The organism is Spirillospora sp. NPDC127506 (genome assembly GCF_040302145.1).
In the GTDB taxonomy this organism is placed as follows: Bacteria; Actinomycetota; Actinomycetes; order Streptosporangiales; family Streptosporangiaceae; genus Spirillospora.
On sequence record NZ_JBEORG010000034.1, the window covers coordinates 49514 to 68236 of the forward strand.

The following is an 18723-nucleotide window of genomic DNA, read 5'->3' on the forward strand; positions in this document are numbered from 1 at the left end:
TTCCGGGGCAGGTTGATCAGTGGAGGCGGGGGAGCCCAGGCATGGCCCAGACCACGTCCGGCGAGACCGTCGGCCGGAGTCCGCGCGGCGCCCGCCCGCACGCCCCCTCCCGCGGGCGCGCCGCGCGGCTGGCCGGCCGGGTGCGGCGGACGCGGCGCGTGGTGTGGCTGGCCCTGCTGGTCGCGGCGTCCGCGGTGCTCGCCCAGTGGGTGATCATGCCGCCGCCGCTGTACTTCGACCCGTACTACGTGTGGCTCGCCGCCCGCGACTGGCCCGACATCCCGCTCACCCAGTGGCCGTTCGACGAGGTCCCCCACCAGGTCACCCGGATCGGGCTGGTGCTGCCCGCGCGGCTCGTCCAGGAGGTCCTCGGGCCCGGCCAGGCCGCCTACTTCACCGTCGCGGCGCTCGGCGGCATCGCGTTCTTCACCGGGACGTACCTGGTCGTCCGGTCGCTGTTCGGGGACGTCGCGGGCCTCGCGTCGGCGGCGATCCTGCTGGTCCACCCGTTCTTCACGATGACGAACCCGTTCGGCCACGAGATCACCTGGTCGACCGGGGTGATGCTGCCGGACATGCCGGGCGCCGGGCTGTTCGCGATCGGGATGGCGGGCCTCGTCGTCGCGAGCCGCCGGACGGGCCGGGCGCAGACCCGGATGCTGCTCGCCGCCGGGGTGCTCCTCGGCGCGTCGTTCCTCATCCGGGAGTTCCTGGCGTTCCTGTTCCTCGCCATCCCCGCCTACCTGGCTCTGCTGCGGATCCCGTGGCGGCGCAACATCACGGTCGGCGCGCCGATGCTGGCGATCCTGGTGTTCAACTTCGTCCACAACCAGCTCGTCTGGGGCAGCCCCCTCGCCGGGCTGGTGTCGGCGGCCGAGCACGGCGGCCAGTCCCGCGACTACGTCACCCGGGAGCTCGCGGCCCGCTCGTTCCTGCGCGCGATGCACGACTGGAACCCCCTCGGCCTCATCTTCACGGCCGCGCTCGCCCTCACGATCGTCGGCTGGGCCGTCACCCGCGACCGGCGCCTCGCGCTGGTCCTGGTGTGGTTCTTCACCCTGGCCGTCCCGCTGACGGTCTTCTCCGGCGTCCTCGACCCGAACGACATCAAGCTGCGCGCCTGGCTGCAGCGGTACTGGTTCGCGGTGCTGCCCGCGCTGCTGGCCGGCGGGTCCGGGTCGCTGATCCTGATGTTCCGGATGCTGCCCGCCGGGTGGGTGTCCCGGCTGCGGCTGAAGACCGTCGCGGTGCCCGTCCTCGCCGTCGCGCTCGGCGGGTGGTACGCGGTCGCGGCGGTCCGCGCCGTGCCCGACCTGCCGCGCGACAAGGCGTGGAACGAGCTGCGCGGCTACCTCGGCGACCACCGCGGCATCACGCTGATCTGCGCCGACCGGCGGCTCGCGCAGACCCTCACCTTCTACACCCGCGACATGTGGGGCGACCGGGTCTGGCGCGGCGAGATCCGCGACTGGCCGCACTACATGCCGCAGGTCCCGCGCAACGCGATGGAGGGGCCGATGCTCTACACGCGGTGGCGCGGCATGGAGTCGCAGATCGCGGGCGGCTGGCGACCGTCCCCCGCCGAGGGCTGGACGCTCATGTGGCGCTCCTCCGACGGGATCCTCCAGCTGTGGAACCCGCCGCCCCTCCCGCCCGGCCCGTGACCGCGGCGCGGCGCTGAGGCCGGGGGTCAGCGGGTCCAGGCGACCCAGTCGCCCTCGATCGTGCGGCGGCTGTCGGCGACGTGCCAGCCCGGCGGGGCGCCCTTCGGCCAGGACGCGGTCGCCGGGACGTCCTTCGGCCACGCCAGCACCACCAGGTCGGCGTCCTGCGGCGGCGCCGTCCAGCGGGCGTCGAAGACGGTGCCCTCGCTCCACCACGCCCAGTAGAACTGGGAGAGCCGGATCGTCCACGGGACGTTCCAGTCGACCGCGATGGACCGCTGCGCGCGCAGGTCGACGCGCTCCCGCAGGTCGGCGTGCGCGGTCGTGGCGCGCACCAGCGGCTGCGCGATCCGGTCGATCGCGGTGGCGCACATCGCGACCGCGACGACGGCGAGCAGCCCCGCGAGCAGGGCGGGGCCGCGCCGGCGCAGCCGCGCGGCCGCCACCGAGAGCCCCAGCAGGACCAGCCCGGCCGCGGTGGCGCGCCACAGGTGGAACGCCGTCCAGTCCCAGGTGAGCAGCGATGTCTCGGGGAAGTCGTAGACCGTGAAGGTGTACCGGCTGAGCAGGTCGCCCGCGTACCACTGGACGACGCACGCGGCGGCGACCGTCGCCGCGGCCGCCGCGGCCGCCGCCCGCAGCAGCGTACGGGCGGGGGCGCGCAGCAGCACCGCGACCCCCGCGGCGAACAGGATCGGGGCGGCGCAGGCGAGGTAGCGGCCGTAGACGTAGTTGCCGACGCGGTACTCGACCGGCAGCGCCGCCGACGTCGCGAACGCGATGCCCGCCGCGACCGCGAGGACGGCGAGGGCCAGCGCCCGCGTCCGGCCCGGCGAGCCCGGCAGCGTGATCGGCGGCCGGATCGCGGCGTAACCGGCGGCGAGCAGGCCCACCGCCGCGACGCCGCCGGTCGCGACGGCCAGGTACCAGACCTGGCCGGTGCCGAGCGACAGCGTCCAGCCCCACCCGTCGGGGGAGGTGAGCCGCCGGACGACGTTGCCGCCGAGGTCGTTGTCGCCGTACGGGTACATGTGCGGCAGCAGCGACCGGTTCAGCAGCGTCCCCGCGCCCGTCGCGGCGGCGAGGACGAGCCCGGCGCCGCACGCGTTCCGCCACGACCGCCAGCGCAGCAGCGGCGCGGCGGCGATCAGCACGGCGTGCACGGCCAGCAGGATCATGCCGCGCGTGTGGCAGGCGGCGGCGTAGGCGACGAGCAGCGACGCGCCCGCCCCGCACAGCGCCGGGCGGGCGGAGAAGCGGCGCCCGAGCGGCCTGGGCGGCGCGGTCAGCCACGTGTGCGCCAGCAGCAGCCAGCCGGTGAAGACGACCGGCAGGATCGCGTCCGTCAGCACGAACGCCGAGTAGAACAGCACGCACGGCAGCAGCGCGGTGACGTGCGCGAACACGTACGACCAGCGGGGCCGCACGCCGAGGCGGCGCAGCAGCAGGTGGCCGAGCGGCAGCATCGACGCGCTGATCAGCGCGTTGATGACGAGCGCGATCCGGTAGACGGCGACCGGGCCGTCGCCGAGCCAGACCGCGGGGAGCAGCAGCAGCGGGTAGCCGCCCCGGTAGACGGTCCCGAACGACATGTCCGCGTCGGGGCCGCCGGTGAGCACGCGGGCGGCGAACAGGTAGCCGGACTCGTCCGGCGTCGCCACCGGGATCGTCTGGCCCGAGCCGAGCCACAGCCGCAGCGCGGCCTGCGCCGCCCAGCCGAGCACGAACAGCCAGGCCCAGCGGCGGCGGTCCGCCGGGGACGGGACGGCGCGCGGCTCCGCCGGGGCGGCGGGGGGCCGCGCGGCGGTCCGAGACGCGGGCCGCGCGTCCGCCGGCGGGCGGGCGCTCATCGGCGCGCGGCGCGCCGGGCGCGGGCGGTCGGTGAACGAAGATCCATCGCAGGACAAGCCTGTCACAGTGCGGGCGGGGCGCCGGGCCCCGGCCCGGAAACGCTCGGCAACTTCTCGGCGGGGCGGGCGTCAGCGCTCGGCCGCGCCGCCCTTGCCGGTGACCCCGCCGGTGGTCTCGGCGGCCTCCTCGCCGCCGGTCTCGTCCCGCGCGGCCGCGGTCTCCGCCTTGCCGGCGGCGACCTTCTCCCCGGCCTTCTCTCCCGCGCTCTCGTCGTCCTTCTCCGCCTGCCCGGCCTTCTCCGCCTGCTCGGCGGCGCGCCTGGCCTTGTGCGCGGCGGCGTCCACGACGCCGGCGGCCTCCTCGGCCGGGTCGGTGAGCGGCGGGTGCTGGCGGCGGCGGATGCCGAGGATGCTGACGAACAGCGACGCGAAGATGGCCTGGAAGCTCATCACGAGCGCGGTGGCGGCGGGCACGACCATGCGCAGCGAGTGCCGCGGGTCGAGCTCGCCGAAGTTGTTGACCCGCCAGTGCAGCAGCGACGCGGCGAGGCCGCCGAGGCCGGCGAGGGCGAGCAGCCCGCCGATGAGCAGGCCGCGCTCCAGGCTCCACCAGTCGATGATCTTCTGCACCCGGCGGTCGTGCGGGAGGAATCCCTCCTGCATCGCGTAGACCTTCGTGAGCAGCGCGAACAGCACCGCCTGGAAGCCGATCACCAGCGCGGCGGACGCGCCGACCAGGGTGTCGACGTCGAACGCGATCTCCCCGACGGTCACCGGACCGGTCGACAGCGCGATCCCGGCGACGAGGCCGAGAGTCATGAAGACCAATCCGGGGATGAGGAACAACCAGCGCGGGCTGTAGAGCATGAGGAAGCGGAGATGACGCCAACCGTCACGCCAGGTGTTCAGGTGCGGGGCGCGGGACCGGCCGTCCGGCGACAGCGTGGTCGGCACCTCGCGGATGTCGTACCCCTGCAGGGTCGCCTTGACGACCATCTCGCTGGCGAACTCCATGCCGCCGGTCTGCAGGCCGAGCCGCAGGATGGCGTCCTTGTCGAAGGCGCGCAGCCCGCAGTGGAAGTCGCCGATCTTGCTGCCGAAGAACAGCCGGCCGACGAAGCTGAGCACCGGGTTGCCGAGGTAGCGGTGCAGCGGCGGCATGGCGCCGTCGGCGATGCCGCCCTTGAACCGGTTGCCCATGACGAGGTCGGCGCCGTCGCGCAGCTCGTCCAGGAAGGGGCCGAGGGTGGTGAAGTCGTAGGAGTCGTCGGCGTCGCCCATCGCGACGTACTTGCCGCGCGCGGCCCGGATGCCGCCCATGAGGGCGTTGCCGTAGCCCTTGTCGATCACCGGCACGACGCGCGCGCCCGCGTCCCGGGCGAGCTGCTGGCTGCCGTCGGTGCTGCCGTTGTCGGCGATGACGACCTCGCCGTCGATGCCGTTGTCCTCAAAGAAGCCGATGGTCTTGCGGACGCAGGTCTCGACCGTTTCAGCCTCGTTCAGACATGGCATCACTACGGAGAGTTCCACGCGATCTCCTTCGTTACCCCTGGTGACCGTCTGCGGCGTTTTCCACTAATCTCAGTTGTTCCGCGGGGCGGCCCATCGTCGTTCATGATGCCTGCCGAGGACGGGCCATGATGGCCGCTCTCGTCAAGAGCACCCGTATCGTGTTGCCCACTTGCAACCGAAAAACCCTCTCCGGAACGGTCGCGGGCGGCAGGCTAGGACGTCAAGCATACGGGCACGGCGGCCCGGAAGGGGTGGGTCGGCTGTGACGCGCGCCGGAAAGAGCAGTGCCACCGGACAGGGGGCCGGACACCGAAGGGGAGGTGCGGCAGTGGCGGGGGAAACGCCGCAGGGCACCGCGCTCGACACTGGACTCTCCACCGCGCCCGGCACCGCGCCGGAGGCCGCCGCGGGCGGCCCGTCCGGCGGTTCCGCGGGCGCCTCGGACGGCACTTCCGCCGAGGCCGGCGCCGCCGGGCGGGGCGCCCGGGACGCCCCCTCGGGCGGCGGAACCGCGGCCGACACGCCCGGCCGGACGAGCACCGCGGCAAATCCCGGCAAAGGGATTGCGGGCGGCCCGGAATCCCCGGCTGAGGACAGCCTGAAGAACGGCCGCACGCCCGCTGAGAGCCCCGCCGGCACTCCCGCCGGCGACTCCGCGGCCGCCCGGAAAAAGGGCGGCGACACGCCGTCGATAGGGGAAACCGCCGAAGATGAGGCGGTTTCGAGTGGTAAGCGCCGCGCGCGCGGGTTGTGGACACTGGCGCGCCGCCACCCGGCGTTCAGTGTGATCATTACCACAGCGGCGCTGCTCCGGCTGATGGCGATGCTCGGCTACCAGCCGGTGATGTTCTTCAACGACAGCTTCGACTATCTGCACGTCGCGACCGACCCCTATCCGCATCCGCTGCGCCCCGACGGCTACGCGTTCCTCCTCTACGTCCTCAAGCCGTTCCACAGCTTCGTGCTCATCGCCGCCCTCCAGCACCTGATGGGCCTGGCCATGGGCGTGATGATCTACGCGCTGCTGCGGCGCAGGTTCGGGCTGCCCGGCTGGGGCGCGGCGCTCGCCGCCGCGCCGTTCCTGCTGGACGCCTACCAGCTGCAGCTGGAGCACCTCGTCCTGTCGGACACGCTGTTCACGTTCCTGGTGCTGAGCGCGGTCACGCTGCTGCTGTGGCACGACCGCCCCACCTGGAAGATCGCCGCGGCGGTCGGGCTGATCGTCGGGATGGCGTGGCTGACCCGCTCGGTCGGCATGCCGGTGCTGCTCGGCGTGCTGGTCTACCTGCTCATCCGGCGCGCCGGCTGGAAGCCGATCGCAGTCGTGCTCGCCGCCTGCATGCTGCCGGTGCTGGCGTACATGGGCTGGTACAAGGTCGACAGCGGCAAGTTCGCGATCACCGAGAGCAACGGGATCTTCCTGTACGCGCGGGTCTACAAGTTCGCCGACTGCCACCGGATGAAGGACCTGCCGGTCCGCGAGTACCCGCTGTGCACCGAGCCGGCGAACCGGCTGCCCAACTCCCAGGACGGCATCTGGAACGCCCAGTCGCCGCTGAACCGCTACACCGGCACCCGGTTCAGCCCGGAGAACAACGCGCTCGGCAACGACTTCGCCAAGCGCGCGATCATCGCGCAGCCGGGCGACTACCTGGGGGTCGTCGCGCACGACTTCTTCCGGGTCTTCCGATGGGAGCGGACGGTCTTCCCCGACGCGGCCACATACTCGCAGTACGAGTTCGAGAAGAAGAGCCGGAAGCTGCCCGACTGGCACATGCCGGGCGGCGGGGTCGCGTCCCAGGAGGCCAGGGCGTACGAGCGCGGCAACGCCCAGACGCAGGTGGTGGAGCCGTTCGCCGGGGTCGCCCGCGGCTACCAGGACGTGTTCTACCTGCGCGGGACGATGGTCGGCGCCATCCTGCTGCTCGGCCTGGCCGGGATGGTCCCGCTGTGGCGGCGGTTCGGCGGCGAGGCGCTGCTGCCGTGGACGCTCGCGACCGGGCTGCTGCTCGCACCGGCCGCGACCGCGGAGTTCGACTACCGGTACGTGCTGCCGGCCGTCCCGCTGGCGGCGCTCGCCGCCGGCGCGGCGTTCTCGCCGGAGGCGCGCGCGACGGTCGCCGGGTGGGGGCGCCGGCTCCGGCGCGGGTCCGGCGGCCGGGACGTCCCCGTGCCGGACGCGCCGGAGATCGAGGCGAAGGTCCCCGAGGTCGCGGCGAACTGACCCGCTGCCGGCCCGGCCTCCGCCGCCGGCCGTCCCGCGCCGCCCTGACCCGCCGGCCGCCCTACCAGGCGTGCATGCGGCGGAGGTGGAACACCATCGCCACGTCGCTGCCGCTGCGCGCCTTGGGGACCTCGCCCTCCTTGCCGCGGAGCGCCGACAGGGCCTTCACGTTCTGGCTCTGGCACTTCGGGCAGGAGCGGTCCATCCAGGGCGTCGTGCAGGGCTGCCCGCCGCGCTCGTAGACGACGACCTCGTTGCCGTGCCCGTCGCCGGCGTGCCGGACGTCGAACTCCTCGTTCCAGGTCGTCGCGCAGCTCAGGCACTCGAAGACCCATACCTCGTGGCTCGACCATGCTTCCTGCACGGCTATCACCCCCTCGCGCGGGTCGGGTTCACCGCATCCAGTTCCATGGTGGCCTCGCCGAGCCCATGGTGCCCCCGTTGTCCGCCACCGATCGGAGTTATTCCCAGAAAGAACTGGTTGGACCGGTCCGATGGCGGTGACTATTTCCTGGCCTTGACAACGGCGTCGTAAACGACGCGTTTCGGGGCGCCGTTCTCCCTGGCCACGTCCGCGATGGCCTGCTTGCGCGGCGTGCCCGCCTCCTCGCGGACGGCGACGGCCGCGGCCAGCTCGGCGGGGTCGGTCAGTCCCGCCCGCTCGGGCGCGCCGCCGACCACCACCGTGATCTCGCCGAGCACCCGGCCCTCCGCCCACGCGGCCAGCTCGCCGAGCGTCCCGCGCCGGACCTCCTCGTAGGTCTTGGTGAGCTCGCGGCAGACCGCGGCGGGGCGGTCCGCGCCGAACGCGTCCGCCATCGCCGCGAGGGTGGCGCCCAGCCGCCGCGGCGACTCGAAGAACACCATCGTGCGGGGCTCGCCGGCGAGGGCGGCGAACCGGCGGGCCCGCTCCCCCGGCTTGCGGGGCGGGAAGCCCTCGAAGCAGAACCGGTCGGTGGGCAGCCCCGACACCACCAGCGCGGTCGTGACGGCGGACGGCCCCGGCAGCACCGAGACCGGCGCCCCCTCGGCGAGGGCCGCGCGCACCAGCCGGTATCCGGGATCGGAGACGCCGGGCATGCCCGCGTCGGTGATGACCAGCACGTCCCGCCCGGCCAGCAGCTCCTCCACCAGCCCCGCGGCCCGCGCCTGCTCGTTGACGTCGTTGTAGGACACGACGCGCGCCGTCAGTTCGACGCCGAGATCGGCGGCCAGCCGGCGCAGCCGCCGGGTGTCCTCGGCCGCGATCACCGGCGCGTCCGCCAGCGCCTCCCGCAGCCGGGCCGACGCGTCCCCGGCCCGCCCGATGGGCGCCGCCGCCAGCACCAGAGTCCCTGTCACCCGGTCATTCTCCCAGCGGGCGGCCGCGCCCGTACGATGACGGGATGACGACCGACCTGGTCCCCGCCCCAGCCGTCGCGTCCCGGCGCCGGCCGCCCTCGCTGCGGGAGTGGCTCGCGCCCGCGATCCCGGGCGGGGCGCCGCTGTCCTGGCTGGGCCCGCTGCTGGTCACCGCGCTCGCCGCCTACCTGCGGTTCCACCGGCTGGGATCGCCGAAGGCGGTGGTCTTCGACGAGACGTACTACGCGAAGGACGCGCTCGCCCTGCTGAAGTTCGGCTGGGAGCACAACACCGTCGAGAACGCCGACAAGCTCCTGATCGCCGACCCGGACGCGCACATCTGGGGCAGCGGGCCCGCGTTCGTCGCGCATCCGCCGTTCGGCAAGTGGATGATCGCGGTCGGCGAGTGGATGTTCGGCGCGACGCCGTTCGGCTGGCGGTTCATGCCCGCGCTGATCGGGACGCTGTCGGTGCTGATCCTGTGCCGGGTCGCCCGCCGGATGACCGGGTCGACGCTGCTCGGCTGCGCCGCCGGGCTGCTGCTCGCGGTGGACGGGCTGGCGTTCGTGACCAGCCGGGCCGCGCTGCTGGACGTCTTCGTGATGTTCTGGATCCTCGCCGGGTTCGCGTGCCTGGTGAACGACCGGGACCGGTCCCGGCGCGTCCTCGCCGAGAAGATCGAGCGCGGCGACCGGTCGGTGTACGGGCCGTTCCTCGCGCACGGCTGGCGGTGGGCGGGCGGCGTCTGCCTCGGCCTGGCCTGCGCCACCAAGTGGACGGGGATCTTCTACGTCGCCGCGTTCGGGCTGATGGTCGTCCTGTGGGACTACGGCGCCCGCCGCGCGGCCGGGGTGCGGGCCCCGTTCGCCGGGACGATGCTGCTGGAGGCCGTGCCGGCGTTCGTGCAGCTCGTCGTGGTGGGGCTGGTGACCTACCTGGCGACCTGGTGGGGGTGGATCTTCAAGCCGGGCGGCTGGGGGCGCGGCACGGTGTCCGACCACCTGCTGTGGCGGCCGTTCGAGGCCATGCCGAAGCTGTGGGAGTACCACTCGCAGATGCTCGGCTTCCACACCGGGCTGCACGCGAAGCACCCGTACCAGTCGTGGCCGTGGGACTGGCCGATCCTGCGCCGCCCCGTCGCGTTCTTCTACACCGAGCCGAAGGGCGGCTGCGGCGGCGCGGCCCGGTGCTCGCGGGAGATCCTCGGCATCGGCACGCCCGCGCTGTGGTGGGGCGCGCTCGTCGCGCTGGTCGCCGTGGTGTTCCTGTGGCTGGTCCTGCGCGACTGGCGGGCCGGCGCGATCCTGCTGGGCTTCCTCGCGGGCTGGCTGACCTGGTTCCCGTCGGCGTTCTCGGAGCGGACGATGTTCCTCTTCTACGCGACGCCGCTGATCCCGTTCATGGTGCTGGCGGTCGTGCTGGTCCTGGGGTATCTGATCGGCCCGGCGCCCGCCGGGGCGGCGGGGGCGCACGCGGCGCTCCCCGGGGAGGCGAGTCCCGGGCGAACGGGCCTCGGGGAGACAGGCCCCGGGGAGACGGGCCGCGGCGGCGAGGGCTACCCGCTGCCCGGCGAGCCCTACCGGGACGCCGGGCCCCATGGGGGCGGCGGGGCGCACGCGACGCCGGCGCCGGTCCAGGGCGCGGTCCAGGGCGCGGGCATGCGGCGGCTGGTCGGCTCCGCCGCCGCGGGCGCGTTCCTGCTGGTGGTGCTGGCGAACTTCGCGTACTTCTACCCGATCCTGGCGGCGCAGACGCTCCCGTACGACGAGTGGCACGCGCGGATCTGGTTCCAGTCCTGGGTGTGACGGGCCGCTAGGCCGCCGCCTCGGCGGTGGCGGTCACGGCCCGCGGGCGGGGGCGGAGCGCCCGGCCGCCGAGCAGGCACAGGGCCAGCGCGAGGGCGCCGCCCATCCCGGCGCCGGCGAACGCGCCCGGGACGCCCGCCGCGTCCTGCCCGATGCCGGCGACGAACGAGCCGAGCGAGCCGCCCGCGCCGATCGCGGCGACGATCCACGCGAACGCCTCGGTGACGGTCCCGGCGGGCGCGAGCCGGTCGACGAGCGAGAAGCTGCACGCCAGCACCGGCGCGAGCGAGACGCCGGAGACGAACGCCAGCGCCGACATGACGGGCAGGCCGGGCGCGAGCATGAGCGGGAGGTAGCCGGCGGCGAGCGCGGCCAGCAGCCAGCGCAGCCGGCGGTGCGGCTCGCCCGGCCACGGCCGGGCGCCGTAGCCGATGCCGCCGGCGAGGGCGCCGCCCGCCATGCACGCCAGCAGCAGCCCGGACGCGACGTCGCTGCGCTGCTCCTCGGCGTAGGCGACGACGGCGACGGCGTAGACGCCGAGCGCGATCCCGGCGCACGCGAGCGACAGCAGCAGCACCCGCAGGCCGGGCGAGCGCAGCGGCCCGGCCCAGTCGGCGGCGCGCGGCGCGCTCCGCCACCGGCGGGACGGCCCGGACAGCGCGACGACGAGCGTCCCGGCGACGCCGAGCGCGCCGGTGAGCAGCAGCGCGGCCTCGGTGCTCACCACCGCCGCGGCGACGACGAGCAGCGGCCCGACGGTGAACAGGATCTCCTGGGCGGCGGCGTCGAGCGCGTACGCCGCGTCGACCTCCTCCTGGCCGTCCAGGACGTCCGGCCAGAGCGCGCGCAGCCCCGCCTCCAGCGGCGGGGTGGCGAACCCGGCGAGGACCACGGCGGCGACGGCCGCCGGCAGCGGGTGGGCGCCGACCGCGGCGAGCAGCGCGAAGCCCGCGGCGGCGGCGCAGGCGGCGGGCAGCAGGACCGGCGGCTGGCCGTAGCGGTCCATGACGCGGCCGAGGACGGGCTGCCCGGCGGCGGTCGCCAGGCCGAAGACCGCGGCGAGCGTCCCGGCGAGCGGGTAGCCGCCGTCGTCGGCGCGGACGTGCAGCACCACGGCGAGCATGCCCATCCCGTTGGGCAGCCGGCCGAGCAGGGTGCCGCCGAGCAGCCGCGCCGCGTGCGGCCTGCGCAGGAAGACGACGTAGCCGCGCATCCGATGGCCCCCGAAGATCCCCAGTCATACGTATTACTCGACCCGTCATACGTACCACTTCCGGGGGCCTCCGCTCTAGTCTGTTTCCGGTACGTGTCCGTCAGCGAGTCCGCGAGAAGGCCGCCCAGGGAGGTGCGGGTGCCGGCGATCAGCCGTCCCACCAGCAAGGACGTGGCCCAGGAGGCGGGTGTCTCGCAGTCCACGGTCTCCCTCGTGCTGGGCGGCAAATGGAGCGGGCGCGTCTCCCCCGCGACCGCGCGCAGCGTCCGGGACGCGGCCGAGCGGCTCGGCTACCGGCCCAACCAGGCGGCCCGCAACCTCCGGCTCGGCACCACCCGGACCGTCCTGCTGATGGTCCCGACCCTCAGCGCGCCGTTCTTCGGCCCCGTCTACACGGGCGCGGCGCGGGTCGCGGCCCGGCACGGCTTCGGGGTGGTCGTGTCCACGTGGCCGGACGACGCGGAGGGGCCCGCCGACAGCCCGTTCGGGTCGGAGGAGGCGATCGACGGGATCCTCGCGTCCTCGATGCCCGTGGACGTGCTCGGCCGCTTCCGCGAGACGCCCGCCGTGATGCTCGACAGCGGCCCCGGCGGAGGCGTGCCCACGGTCGACTTCGGCGTCGCCGACGGGATGCGGGCGATCGCCGGGCACCTGGCCGGCCTCGGCCACCGGCGGTTCGGGCACGTGGCCGCGGCGGTCGACCAGTGGACGTTCCGCGCCCGCGCCGAGGCCCTCGCCGCCGTCGTCGCGGGGCTGCCCGGCGGCGCGCTGGCCCGCGGCGCCTGCGCGATCGACGTCGCGTCCGCGAAGGACGCCGCGCTGCGGCTGCTGTCCGGCCCGCGGCCGCCGACCGCCCTGGTGTGCGACGACGACCTGATCGCCGCGGGCGCCTACAAGGCGGCGCGGGCGCTCGGCCTGGACGTCCCGGCCGACCTGTCGGTCACCGGGTTCGACGACGTGCTGCTCGCGACGGCGCTGGAACCGGAGCTCACCACCGTCCGCCTGCCGGCGGAGGAGCTGGGCGCGCAGGGCATGACGGCGCTGCTCGGCCTGCTGGAGGGCCGCCGACCCGCCTCCCGCGTCCTGCCGGGCGAACTCGTCGTCCGCGCGTCCACGGCCGCCCCGCGCAGCGGCTGAGCGTCCCTTTCTCCTCGGCCTTCCGGAGAACAGGGGTATAAGGGGCGCATGGGATCCCAGCCGCCCGAGAGCGGCGCCGACGGGCCGCCGGGGCGGCCGGCGGGAGTCTCGCCGCCGCGGACGCGGGCCTGGCGCGGCGGCCGGATCGTGGCGGAGGACTTCCCCGTCGCGGAGGTGAGCGACCACCTGGCGCGACCCGGCATCGTCGTGTGGGTCGACCTGTGCGCGCCGCGCCACGAGGACCTGCGCATCATCGGCGACGAGCTCGGCCTCGACCCGGTCGCCGTGGAGGACGCGGTGTCCCGGCACGAGCGGACGAAGCTCGACCGGTACCACGGGTACGCGTTCCTCAACGTCTACGTCCCGCACGTGGACGGCGGCGACATGGCCATGCACGAGCTGTCGGCCTTCATCGCCGAACGCGCGCTGGTCACCGTCCGGCAGGAGCACGGCTTCGACGTCGGCGCGCTCATCGAGCGCTGGGACCAGAGCCCCGGCTCCGGCTACGACGAGCCCACCGCCGCGTTCCTCGTGTACGGGATGCTCGACCTCGTCGTCGACCTGCAGCTGGCGGCCGTGCAGGCGCTCGACGACGAGGCCGACGCGGTCGAGGACCTGGTCTTCGGCGACGAGTTCCCGGTGAAGGAGATCCAGCGGCGCAGCTACCGGCTGCGCAAGAACCTGGCCAAGCTGCGGCGGGTCGCGCTGCCGATGCGGGAGGTGCTGAACACGCTGCTCCGCCGCGACCTGGGGCTCGTCCCCGCGCCGCTGGTCCCCTACTTCCAGGACGTCTACGACCACACGCTGCGCGTCGGGGAGTGGACCGACGGCCTGCGCGACCTCGTCGCCGACCTGCTCGACACGCGGCTGGCGCTGCAGAGCAACCGGATGAACGAGGTGATGAAGAAGGTCACGAGCTGGGCGGCGATCATCGCCGTGCCGACCGCCGTCACCGGGTTCTACGGGATGAACGTCCCCTACCCGGGCTTCTCGCAGCACGGCGGCTTCATCGCGAGCGCGGTCATCATCGTCGTCTGCAGCACCGTCCTCTACGCGGTCTTCAAGCTCCGCGACTGGCTGTGAGGCCCGCGCGGGCGCACGTCGCGGCGCACGCATATGAGAAGGCGTATCGGTCCGCGATCGATATCGATATTGGACATCGGCTTCGCCGCTCTGGTCTGCTCGGCGGCATGACGAAACAGGCTCCCCGTCTCCGGGCGCTCGCCGCCGTCCTGGCCGTGTCCGCCGCCGCGGGCTGCGCCGCGGACGCGGAACCCGGCGCGCAGGACGCGGCGCCGCAGGGCGGACCGTCCCGGATCACCGCGTCCGAGAGCACCGCGCCGCAGGCGGACGTGACCAGGCGGCTGGACCGCCTCGAACGGACGCACCGCGCCCGCATCGGCGCGTACGCGATCGACACCGGCACCGGCCGGTCCGTCTCCCACCGGGCGGACGAGACGTTCCCGTTCGCGTCCACGTTCAAGGCGATGGCGTGCGGCGCGGTCCTGCGGAAGGCGCGCCGCTCCGCCCCCGGCCTGCTGGAGAAGGTGGTCCGCTACACCGAGGACGACCTCGTCGACCACTCCCCCGTCACCGGGAAGCACGTGGGCACCGGCATGACCGTCGCCGACCTGTGCCGCGCGGCGATCACCGAGAGCGACAACACCGCCGGGAACCTGGTGCTGAAGCAGATCGGCGGGCCCGCCGGCCTCACCGCCTTCCTCCGCTCGCTCGGCGACCGGGTCAGCCGCAGCGACCGCTGGGAGACGGCCCTCAACGACTGGAGACCGGGCGAGCAGCGCGACACGACCGCGCCGCGCGCCTGGGCGGACGACCTGCGCGCGCTCACCGCCGGCGACGCGCTCGCCCCCGCCGACCGCACGCGCCTCATCGGCTGGATGAAGGCGACGGTGACCGGGGACGAGCGCATCCGCGCGGGGCTCCCGGAGGGCTGGACGGTCGGCGACAAGACCGGCACGGGCGGCGCCTACGGCACGGCCAACGACATCGCCGTCGCCTACCCGCCGTCCCGCGCGCCGCTCATCATCGTCATCACCACGAACAAGCGGCGGGCGGACGCCGCAGCCGACGACGGGGCCATCGCCCGCACCGCCGCGGTCCTGGCCCGCGCCCTGGTGCGGTGACCGGTCAGGACAGCGCCCTCAGGAACTCGGCGGCGATGGGGGCGGCGGCCTCGGCGCCCGTGCCGCCGCCCTCGACGATCACGGCGAAGGCGACGTCCTTGCGGTAGCCGATGAACCACGCGTGGGTGGGCGGGTTCTTGCCCGAGCCGAACTCGGCGGTGCCGGTCTTGCCGGCGGTGCCAGGCGGGAACCCGACGCCGGACGCGGTGCCCTCGCTGACGACGGCGGGCATCAGGGAGTGCAGGGCCCTCTCGACGGCGGGCTCCAGCTTCTTCGGCGGTTCCGGCTTGCGGCCCCCGGCGTCGGCGGCCCTGCTCGCGAGGGCGGCGTCGACGATGCGGGGCGACCGCCAGGTCCCGTCGGCCGCCGCGGCGGCGACGCTCGCCATGTTGAGCGGGCTGGTCAGCACCTTGCCCTGGCCGAAGGACGCGGACGCGAACGCCGTGTCGTCCCGGTTGTCGGGGAACGCGGCCCGGACGGCGGGGAGCCCGGCGATGATCGGGACGTTGAACCCGAACTGGGCCGCGACCTGCGCGAGCCGCTTCTCGCCCAGCTTGTCCACGGCGAGGCGCGCGAACGTGGTGTTGCAGGAGTGCGCGAACGCCTCGCGGAACGGGATCGTCCCGAAGTCCTCGTGCTGGTAGTTGTGGAACGACCGGCCGCCGACGTCGGTGGTGGCGGGGCAGCCGACCTTCGTCGACGGGGACACGCCGCCCGCGACGAGCGCGGCGGCGGTGACGACCTTGAAGGTGGAGCCGGGCGGGTACTGGCCCATCAGCGCCCGGTTGTAGCCGCCGGGCTTGTTCGCCACCGCGAGGATCTCGCCGGTGGACGGGCGCAGCGCCACCATCGAGGCGGGCTTGTCCACGTCGCCGAGGGCCCTGCCCGCGGCGGCCTGCGCCCTCGGGTCGATCGTGGTCTTCAGCGGCTGCCCGTCGGTGCCGCCGAACCGCTTCAGCGTCTTCACCGGGTTGTCGTCAGCGTCCACGATCTGGACGGTGAGGGCGGGCGTGCCGGCGAGGCGGCGCTCGTACTGCTTCTGCAGCCCGTCCGCGCCCGCCAGGTCGCCCTTGCGGTAGGGGGCGCCGAGCTTCTTCGCCACCTCGGCGGACGCCGGGGCGACGGTCCCGGCGAGCTGCCGCGCGGACCCGGACGGCGAAGCGCCCAGATCGCTGCCGTCCGCGGCGAGGACGGCGGCGCGGCCGGGCCAGGCGCGGGCCGCGCGCAGCCGCTGCCCCTCCCGCAGGGTCGGGAAGATCACCTCCGGCGACCAGCGGACGAGCCACTCGCCGTCCCGCTCGACGAGCGGCAGCGACCCCTCGTAGGTCCACTTCCGGTCGCCGGCGAGCGTCAGCTCCGCGCTGTAGGAGCCGCCCGCCCTGCCCCCGTCGGGCTTGCCCACCGAGGCGACGGTGTAGCGCTGGGCGGTGACGCCGAGGTCCTCCCGCATGCGGGTGAACCGCTGCTCGAAGTCGGCGGGCGGTCGGTCGGTGAGCGCCTTCATCGCGGCGAGGTCGCCGCCGCTCCAGGCCGCGAGGAACCGCTGCGCGGCGTCCTCCGGGTCCTCTCCGCGGCGCAGGAACCACACCGTCCCCGCTCCGGCGACGAGCACCGCCACCGCGATCGCGGCGGCGGCGAGCACACGGGATCGGCGCATCGTCGATCTCCCTTCCCCCTGATATGGAGGCACAAGAACATCAGGCGCCGCCCGGAAAGTCCAAGATTGCTATCAATGTCACAAAGATATCGATATTGATATCCTCGCTGCTCGTGAACCTGGTCGGGCACCTGCGGTGCTTCGTCGTGGTCGCAGAAGAACTCCACTTCGGGCACGCGGCGGAGCGGCTCGGCATGGCCCAGCCGCCGCTCAGCCAGCGGATCCAGCGGCTGGAGCGGGAGCTCGGGGTGCGGCTGTTCGACCGGTCAAGCCGGAAGGTGGAGCTGACCGCGCCGGGCCGGCTGCTGCTGGACGAGGCCCGGGACGTCCTCGCCCGCGTGGACCGCATCTACTCCGTCGCCGAGCGGGCCAGGCTCGGCGAGGTCGGCACGGTGCGCGCGGGCCTGCCCAGCGACCTCGGCGGCCGGGTCGTCGCCGCGCTGATCGCGGCGTTCCGGGCGCACCGCCCCGACCTGCGGCTCGACCTGCGCGAGACGGGCACGGCCGAGCAGGTCCGCGCGCTCGCCGACGGGGCGCTGGACGCCGGGGTGGTGCGGCATCCGTGCGACTCCCGCGGCCTGGAGCTCGGCCCGCTCCTCGGCCAGCCGCTCGGCGTGCTGCTGCCCGCCGGCGCGGACCTCGCCGCGGCCCCCGAGGTGCATCTCGCCGACCTCGGCGGCCGCGACCTCGTCGTGCCGCCGCGCGAGGAGGCGCCCGGCGCGCACGACGAGCTGCTCGCGGGCTGCCGCCGGCACGGGTACGCGCCCGCCGCCGTCCACGAGGCGCGGCACCCGCAGTTCGCGCTCGGCCTCGTTCTCGCGGGGACGGCGGTGGCGCTGGCGCCGCGCACCGACGACGCTCCCGGCGTGACGTGGCGGCCGCTGGTGGGCGAGCCGCTGGCCTGGCGGACGTCGTGCGCGTGGCGGCGGACCCGGGACCCCGAGCACGCCCGCGCGATCGCCGACTTCACCTCCGTCGCGACCGCCGTGCTGCGCCGCGAGGCCGGCATGGCGCCGCTGGACGCCGCCCCCGCGCGCCGGGTCGTACCGCGCCCGTCCTCGGGATTCCTGGCATGAGCGGAGCGAACCGGGGGGTTTGGGGGGTCGTCCCCCCAAAAGAGACACGCATGAGCGGAGCGAACCGGGGGGTTTGGGGGGTCGCCCTCCCAAGAAGGACGCGCATGAGCGACGCGAACCGGGGGGCTCGGGGGGTCGTCCCCCCAACAACGACACGCATGAGGGACGCGAACCGGGACGGCGCATGAGCGACGCGGTGATGGGGATCGAGGCGGAGTTCCGGGGCGCCGGGGTGACCGGGTTCCTGCACGCCGTCGACATGGACACCGGGCGGGAGGTCGCCGTCGGCGCCGACGAGCCGGTCGTGATCGCGTCGGTGTTCAAGGTGCCGCTGCTGGTGGCGTTCCACCGGCAGGCCGCCGACGGGCTGCTCGACCCGGCCGAGCAGGTCGTGCTGCGGCCAGGGGACCGCACCGCGGGGCCGACCGGGGTGTCCGCGCTGCTGGACGAGGTGCGCATGTCGCTGCGCGACCTCACCTGCCTGATGATCACCGTGAGCGACAACGCCGCCGCCGACGCCGTCCTGGACCGGGTCGGCCGGGACGCGGTCAACGCCGCGGCCGCGGCGCTCGGGCTGCGGGACACGGTGGTCGAGGTCAACGGCCGCGAGCTGCACGAGTCGCTGCTCGCGGACGCCGGCGCGGCCACGTTCGCGGAGGTGTGGGCGAAGCTGGACGAGCCCGGCGTCCTCGGCCGGCTGCGGGCCCTCGACCCGTCCCGCACCAGCCGCAGCACGGCCCGCGACATGACCCGGCTGCTGTCCATGATCTGGCGGGACGAGGCGGCGCCCCCGGAGCACTGCGCGGCGATGCGGCGGCTGCTCGGCCTGCAGGTGTGGCCGCACCGGCTGTCGTCCGGCTTCCCCTACGACGACGTCGTCGTCAGCGGCAAGACGGGGACGCTGCCGACCATCCGCAACGAGATCGGCGCGGTCGAGTACCCCGACGGCGCCCGGTACGCCGTGGCGGTCTTCACCCGGTCGCCGGTGCCGGCGGCGGTGCTGCCGCAGGCCGACGCCGTCATCGGCACCGCGGCCCGGATGGCGGTCGAATCCCTCCGCCGCTCCTGAACGGCGCCCCTCATGTACGGGGCTCATGAAC

General features: G+C 74.5%; 14 protein-coding genes. 8 read left to right on the plus strand and 6 right to left on the minus strand.

What is annotated here, in order from left to right:
• The first annotated feature begins 41 nt into the window (after nucleotides 1–41).
• Nucleotides 42–1664, plus strand: a complete 1623-nt coding sequence (locus ABTW95_RS27205; RefSeq protein WP_396449673.1) for an ArnT family glycosyltransferase — start codon at nucleotides 42–44, stop codon at nucleotides 1662–1664.
• 26 nt (nucleotides 1665–1690) lie between these two features.
• Here the strand turns inward: ABTW95_RS27205 and ABTW95_RS27210 are convergent, their stop codons facing one another.
• Together ABTW95_RS27210 and ABTW95_RS27215 are read right to left on the minus strand one after the other, a co-directional pair.
• Nucleotides 1691–3571: a hypothetical protein gene (locus ABTW95_RS27210; protein WP_500227765.1), complete on the minus strand. Its 1881-nt coding sequence runs from the start codon at nucleotides 3569–3571 to the stop codon at nucleotides 1691–1693.
• Nucleotides 3572–3643: 72 nt separating this feature from the next.
• Complete coding sequence (locus ABTW95_RS27215; protein ID WP_500227766.1) at nucleotides 3644–5044, minus strand: glycosyltransferase family 2 protein; 1401 nt, start codon at nucleotides 5042–5044, stop codon at nucleotides 3644–3646.
• A 766-nt stretch (nucleotides 5045–5810) separates the two neighbouring features.
• On the opposite strand from ABTW95_RS27215, the gene ABTW95_RS27220 reads away from it, so the two are divergent.
• On the plus strand, nucleotides 5811–7250 hold the full coding sequence (locus ABTW95_RS27220) for a glycosyltransferase family 39 protein (protein WP_396450098.1): 1440 nt from the start codon (nucleotides 5811–5813) through the stop codon (nucleotides 7248–7250).
• 61 nt (nucleotides 7251–7311) lie between these two features.
• Here ABTW95_RS27220 and ABTW95_RS27225 read toward each other — a convergent pair whose 3' ends face one another.
• Nucleotides 7312–7614 carry a hypothetical protein gene (locus ABTW95_RS27225; RefSeq protein ID WP_396450099.1) on the minus strand — a complete coding sequence of 101 codons (303 nt, stop codon included), beginning with the start codon at nucleotides 7612–7614 and terminating at the stop codon, nucleotides 7312–7314.
• A 140-nt stretch (nucleotides 7615–7754) separates the two neighbouring features.
• A complete protein-coding gene (gene rsmI / locus ABTW95_RS27230; RefSeq protein WP_396450100.1) occupies nucleotides 7755–8591 on the minus strand; it encodes a 16S rRNA (cytidine(1402)-2'-O)-methyltransferase in 837 nt (278 codons plus the stop codon).
• 44 nt (nucleotides 8592–8635) lie between these two features.
• Here rsmI and ABTW95_RS27235 point away from each other — a divergent pair, with 44 nt between their 5' ends.
• Entirely contained in the window at nucleotides 8636–10396 is a 1761-nt protein-coding gene (locus ABTW95_RS27235; RefSeq protein WP_396450101.1) for a dolichyl-phosphate-mannose--protein mannosyltransferase, read from the plus strand.
• 7 nt (nucleotides 10397–10403) lie between these two features.
• Here the strand turns inward: ABTW95_RS27235 and ABTW95_RS27240 are convergent, their stop codons facing one another.
• Nucleotides 10404–11609 carry an MFS transporter gene (locus ABTW95_RS27240; RefSeq protein ID WP_396450102.1) on the minus strand — a complete coding sequence of 402 codons (1206 nt, stop codon included), beginning with the start codon at nucleotides 11607–11609 and terminating at the stop codon, nucleotides 10404–10406.
• A gap of 138 nt (nucleotides 11610–11747) precedes the next feature.
• On the opposite strand from ABTW95_RS27240, the gene ABTW95_RS27245 reads away from it, so the two are divergent.
• From ABTW95_RS27245 to bla, 3 genes are all read left to right on the plus strand, one after another.
• The gene (locus ABTW95_RS27245) at nucleotides 11748–12746 is read left to right on the plus strand and encodes a LacI family DNA-binding transcriptional regulator (RefSeq protein ID WP_396450104.1); all 999 of its coding nucleotides are present in this window, start codon (nucleotides 11748–11750) and stop codon (nucleotides 12744–12746) included.
• 48 nt (nucleotides 12747–12794) lie between these two features.
• Entirely contained in the window at nucleotides 12795–13829 is a 1035-nt protein-coding gene (locus ABTW95_RS27250; protein WP_396450106.1) for a magnesium transporter CorA family protein, read from the plus strand.
• A gap of 107 nt (nucleotides 13830–13936) precedes the next feature.
• Nucleotides 13937–14890: a class A beta-lactamase gene (bla, locus tag ABTW95_RS27255; RefSeq protein ID WP_396450108.1), complete on the plus strand. Its 954-nt coding sequence runs from the start codon at nucleotides 13937–13939 to the stop codon at nucleotides 14888–14890.
• A gap of 4 nt (nucleotides 14891–14894) precedes the next feature.
• Here the strand turns inward: bla and ABTW95_RS27260 are convergent, their stop codons facing one another.
• Nucleotides 14895–16547: a penicillin-binding transpeptidase domain-containing protein gene (locus ABTW95_RS27260; protein WP_396450110.1), complete on the minus strand. Its 1653-nt coding sequence runs from the start codon at nucleotides 16545–16547 to the stop codon at nucleotides 14895–14897.
• A gap of 113 nt (nucleotides 16548–16660) precedes the next feature.
• Between ABTW95_RS27260 and ABTW95_RS27265 the strand changes: the two genes are divergently transcribed.
• A complete protein-coding gene (locus ABTW95_RS27265) occupies nucleotides 16661–17623 on the plus strand; it encodes a LysR family transcriptional regulator (RefSeq protein ID WP_396454107.1) in 963 nt (320 codons plus the stop codon).
• Nucleotides 17624–17807: 184 nt separating this feature from the next.
• Nucleotides 17808–18692, plus strand: coding sequence for a serine hydrolase (locus ABTW95_RS27270; RefSeq protein WP_396450114.1), 885 nt, complete (start codon nucleotides 17808–17810; stop codon nucleotides 18690–18692).
• Nucleotides 18693–18723: the final 31 nt, after the last annotated feature.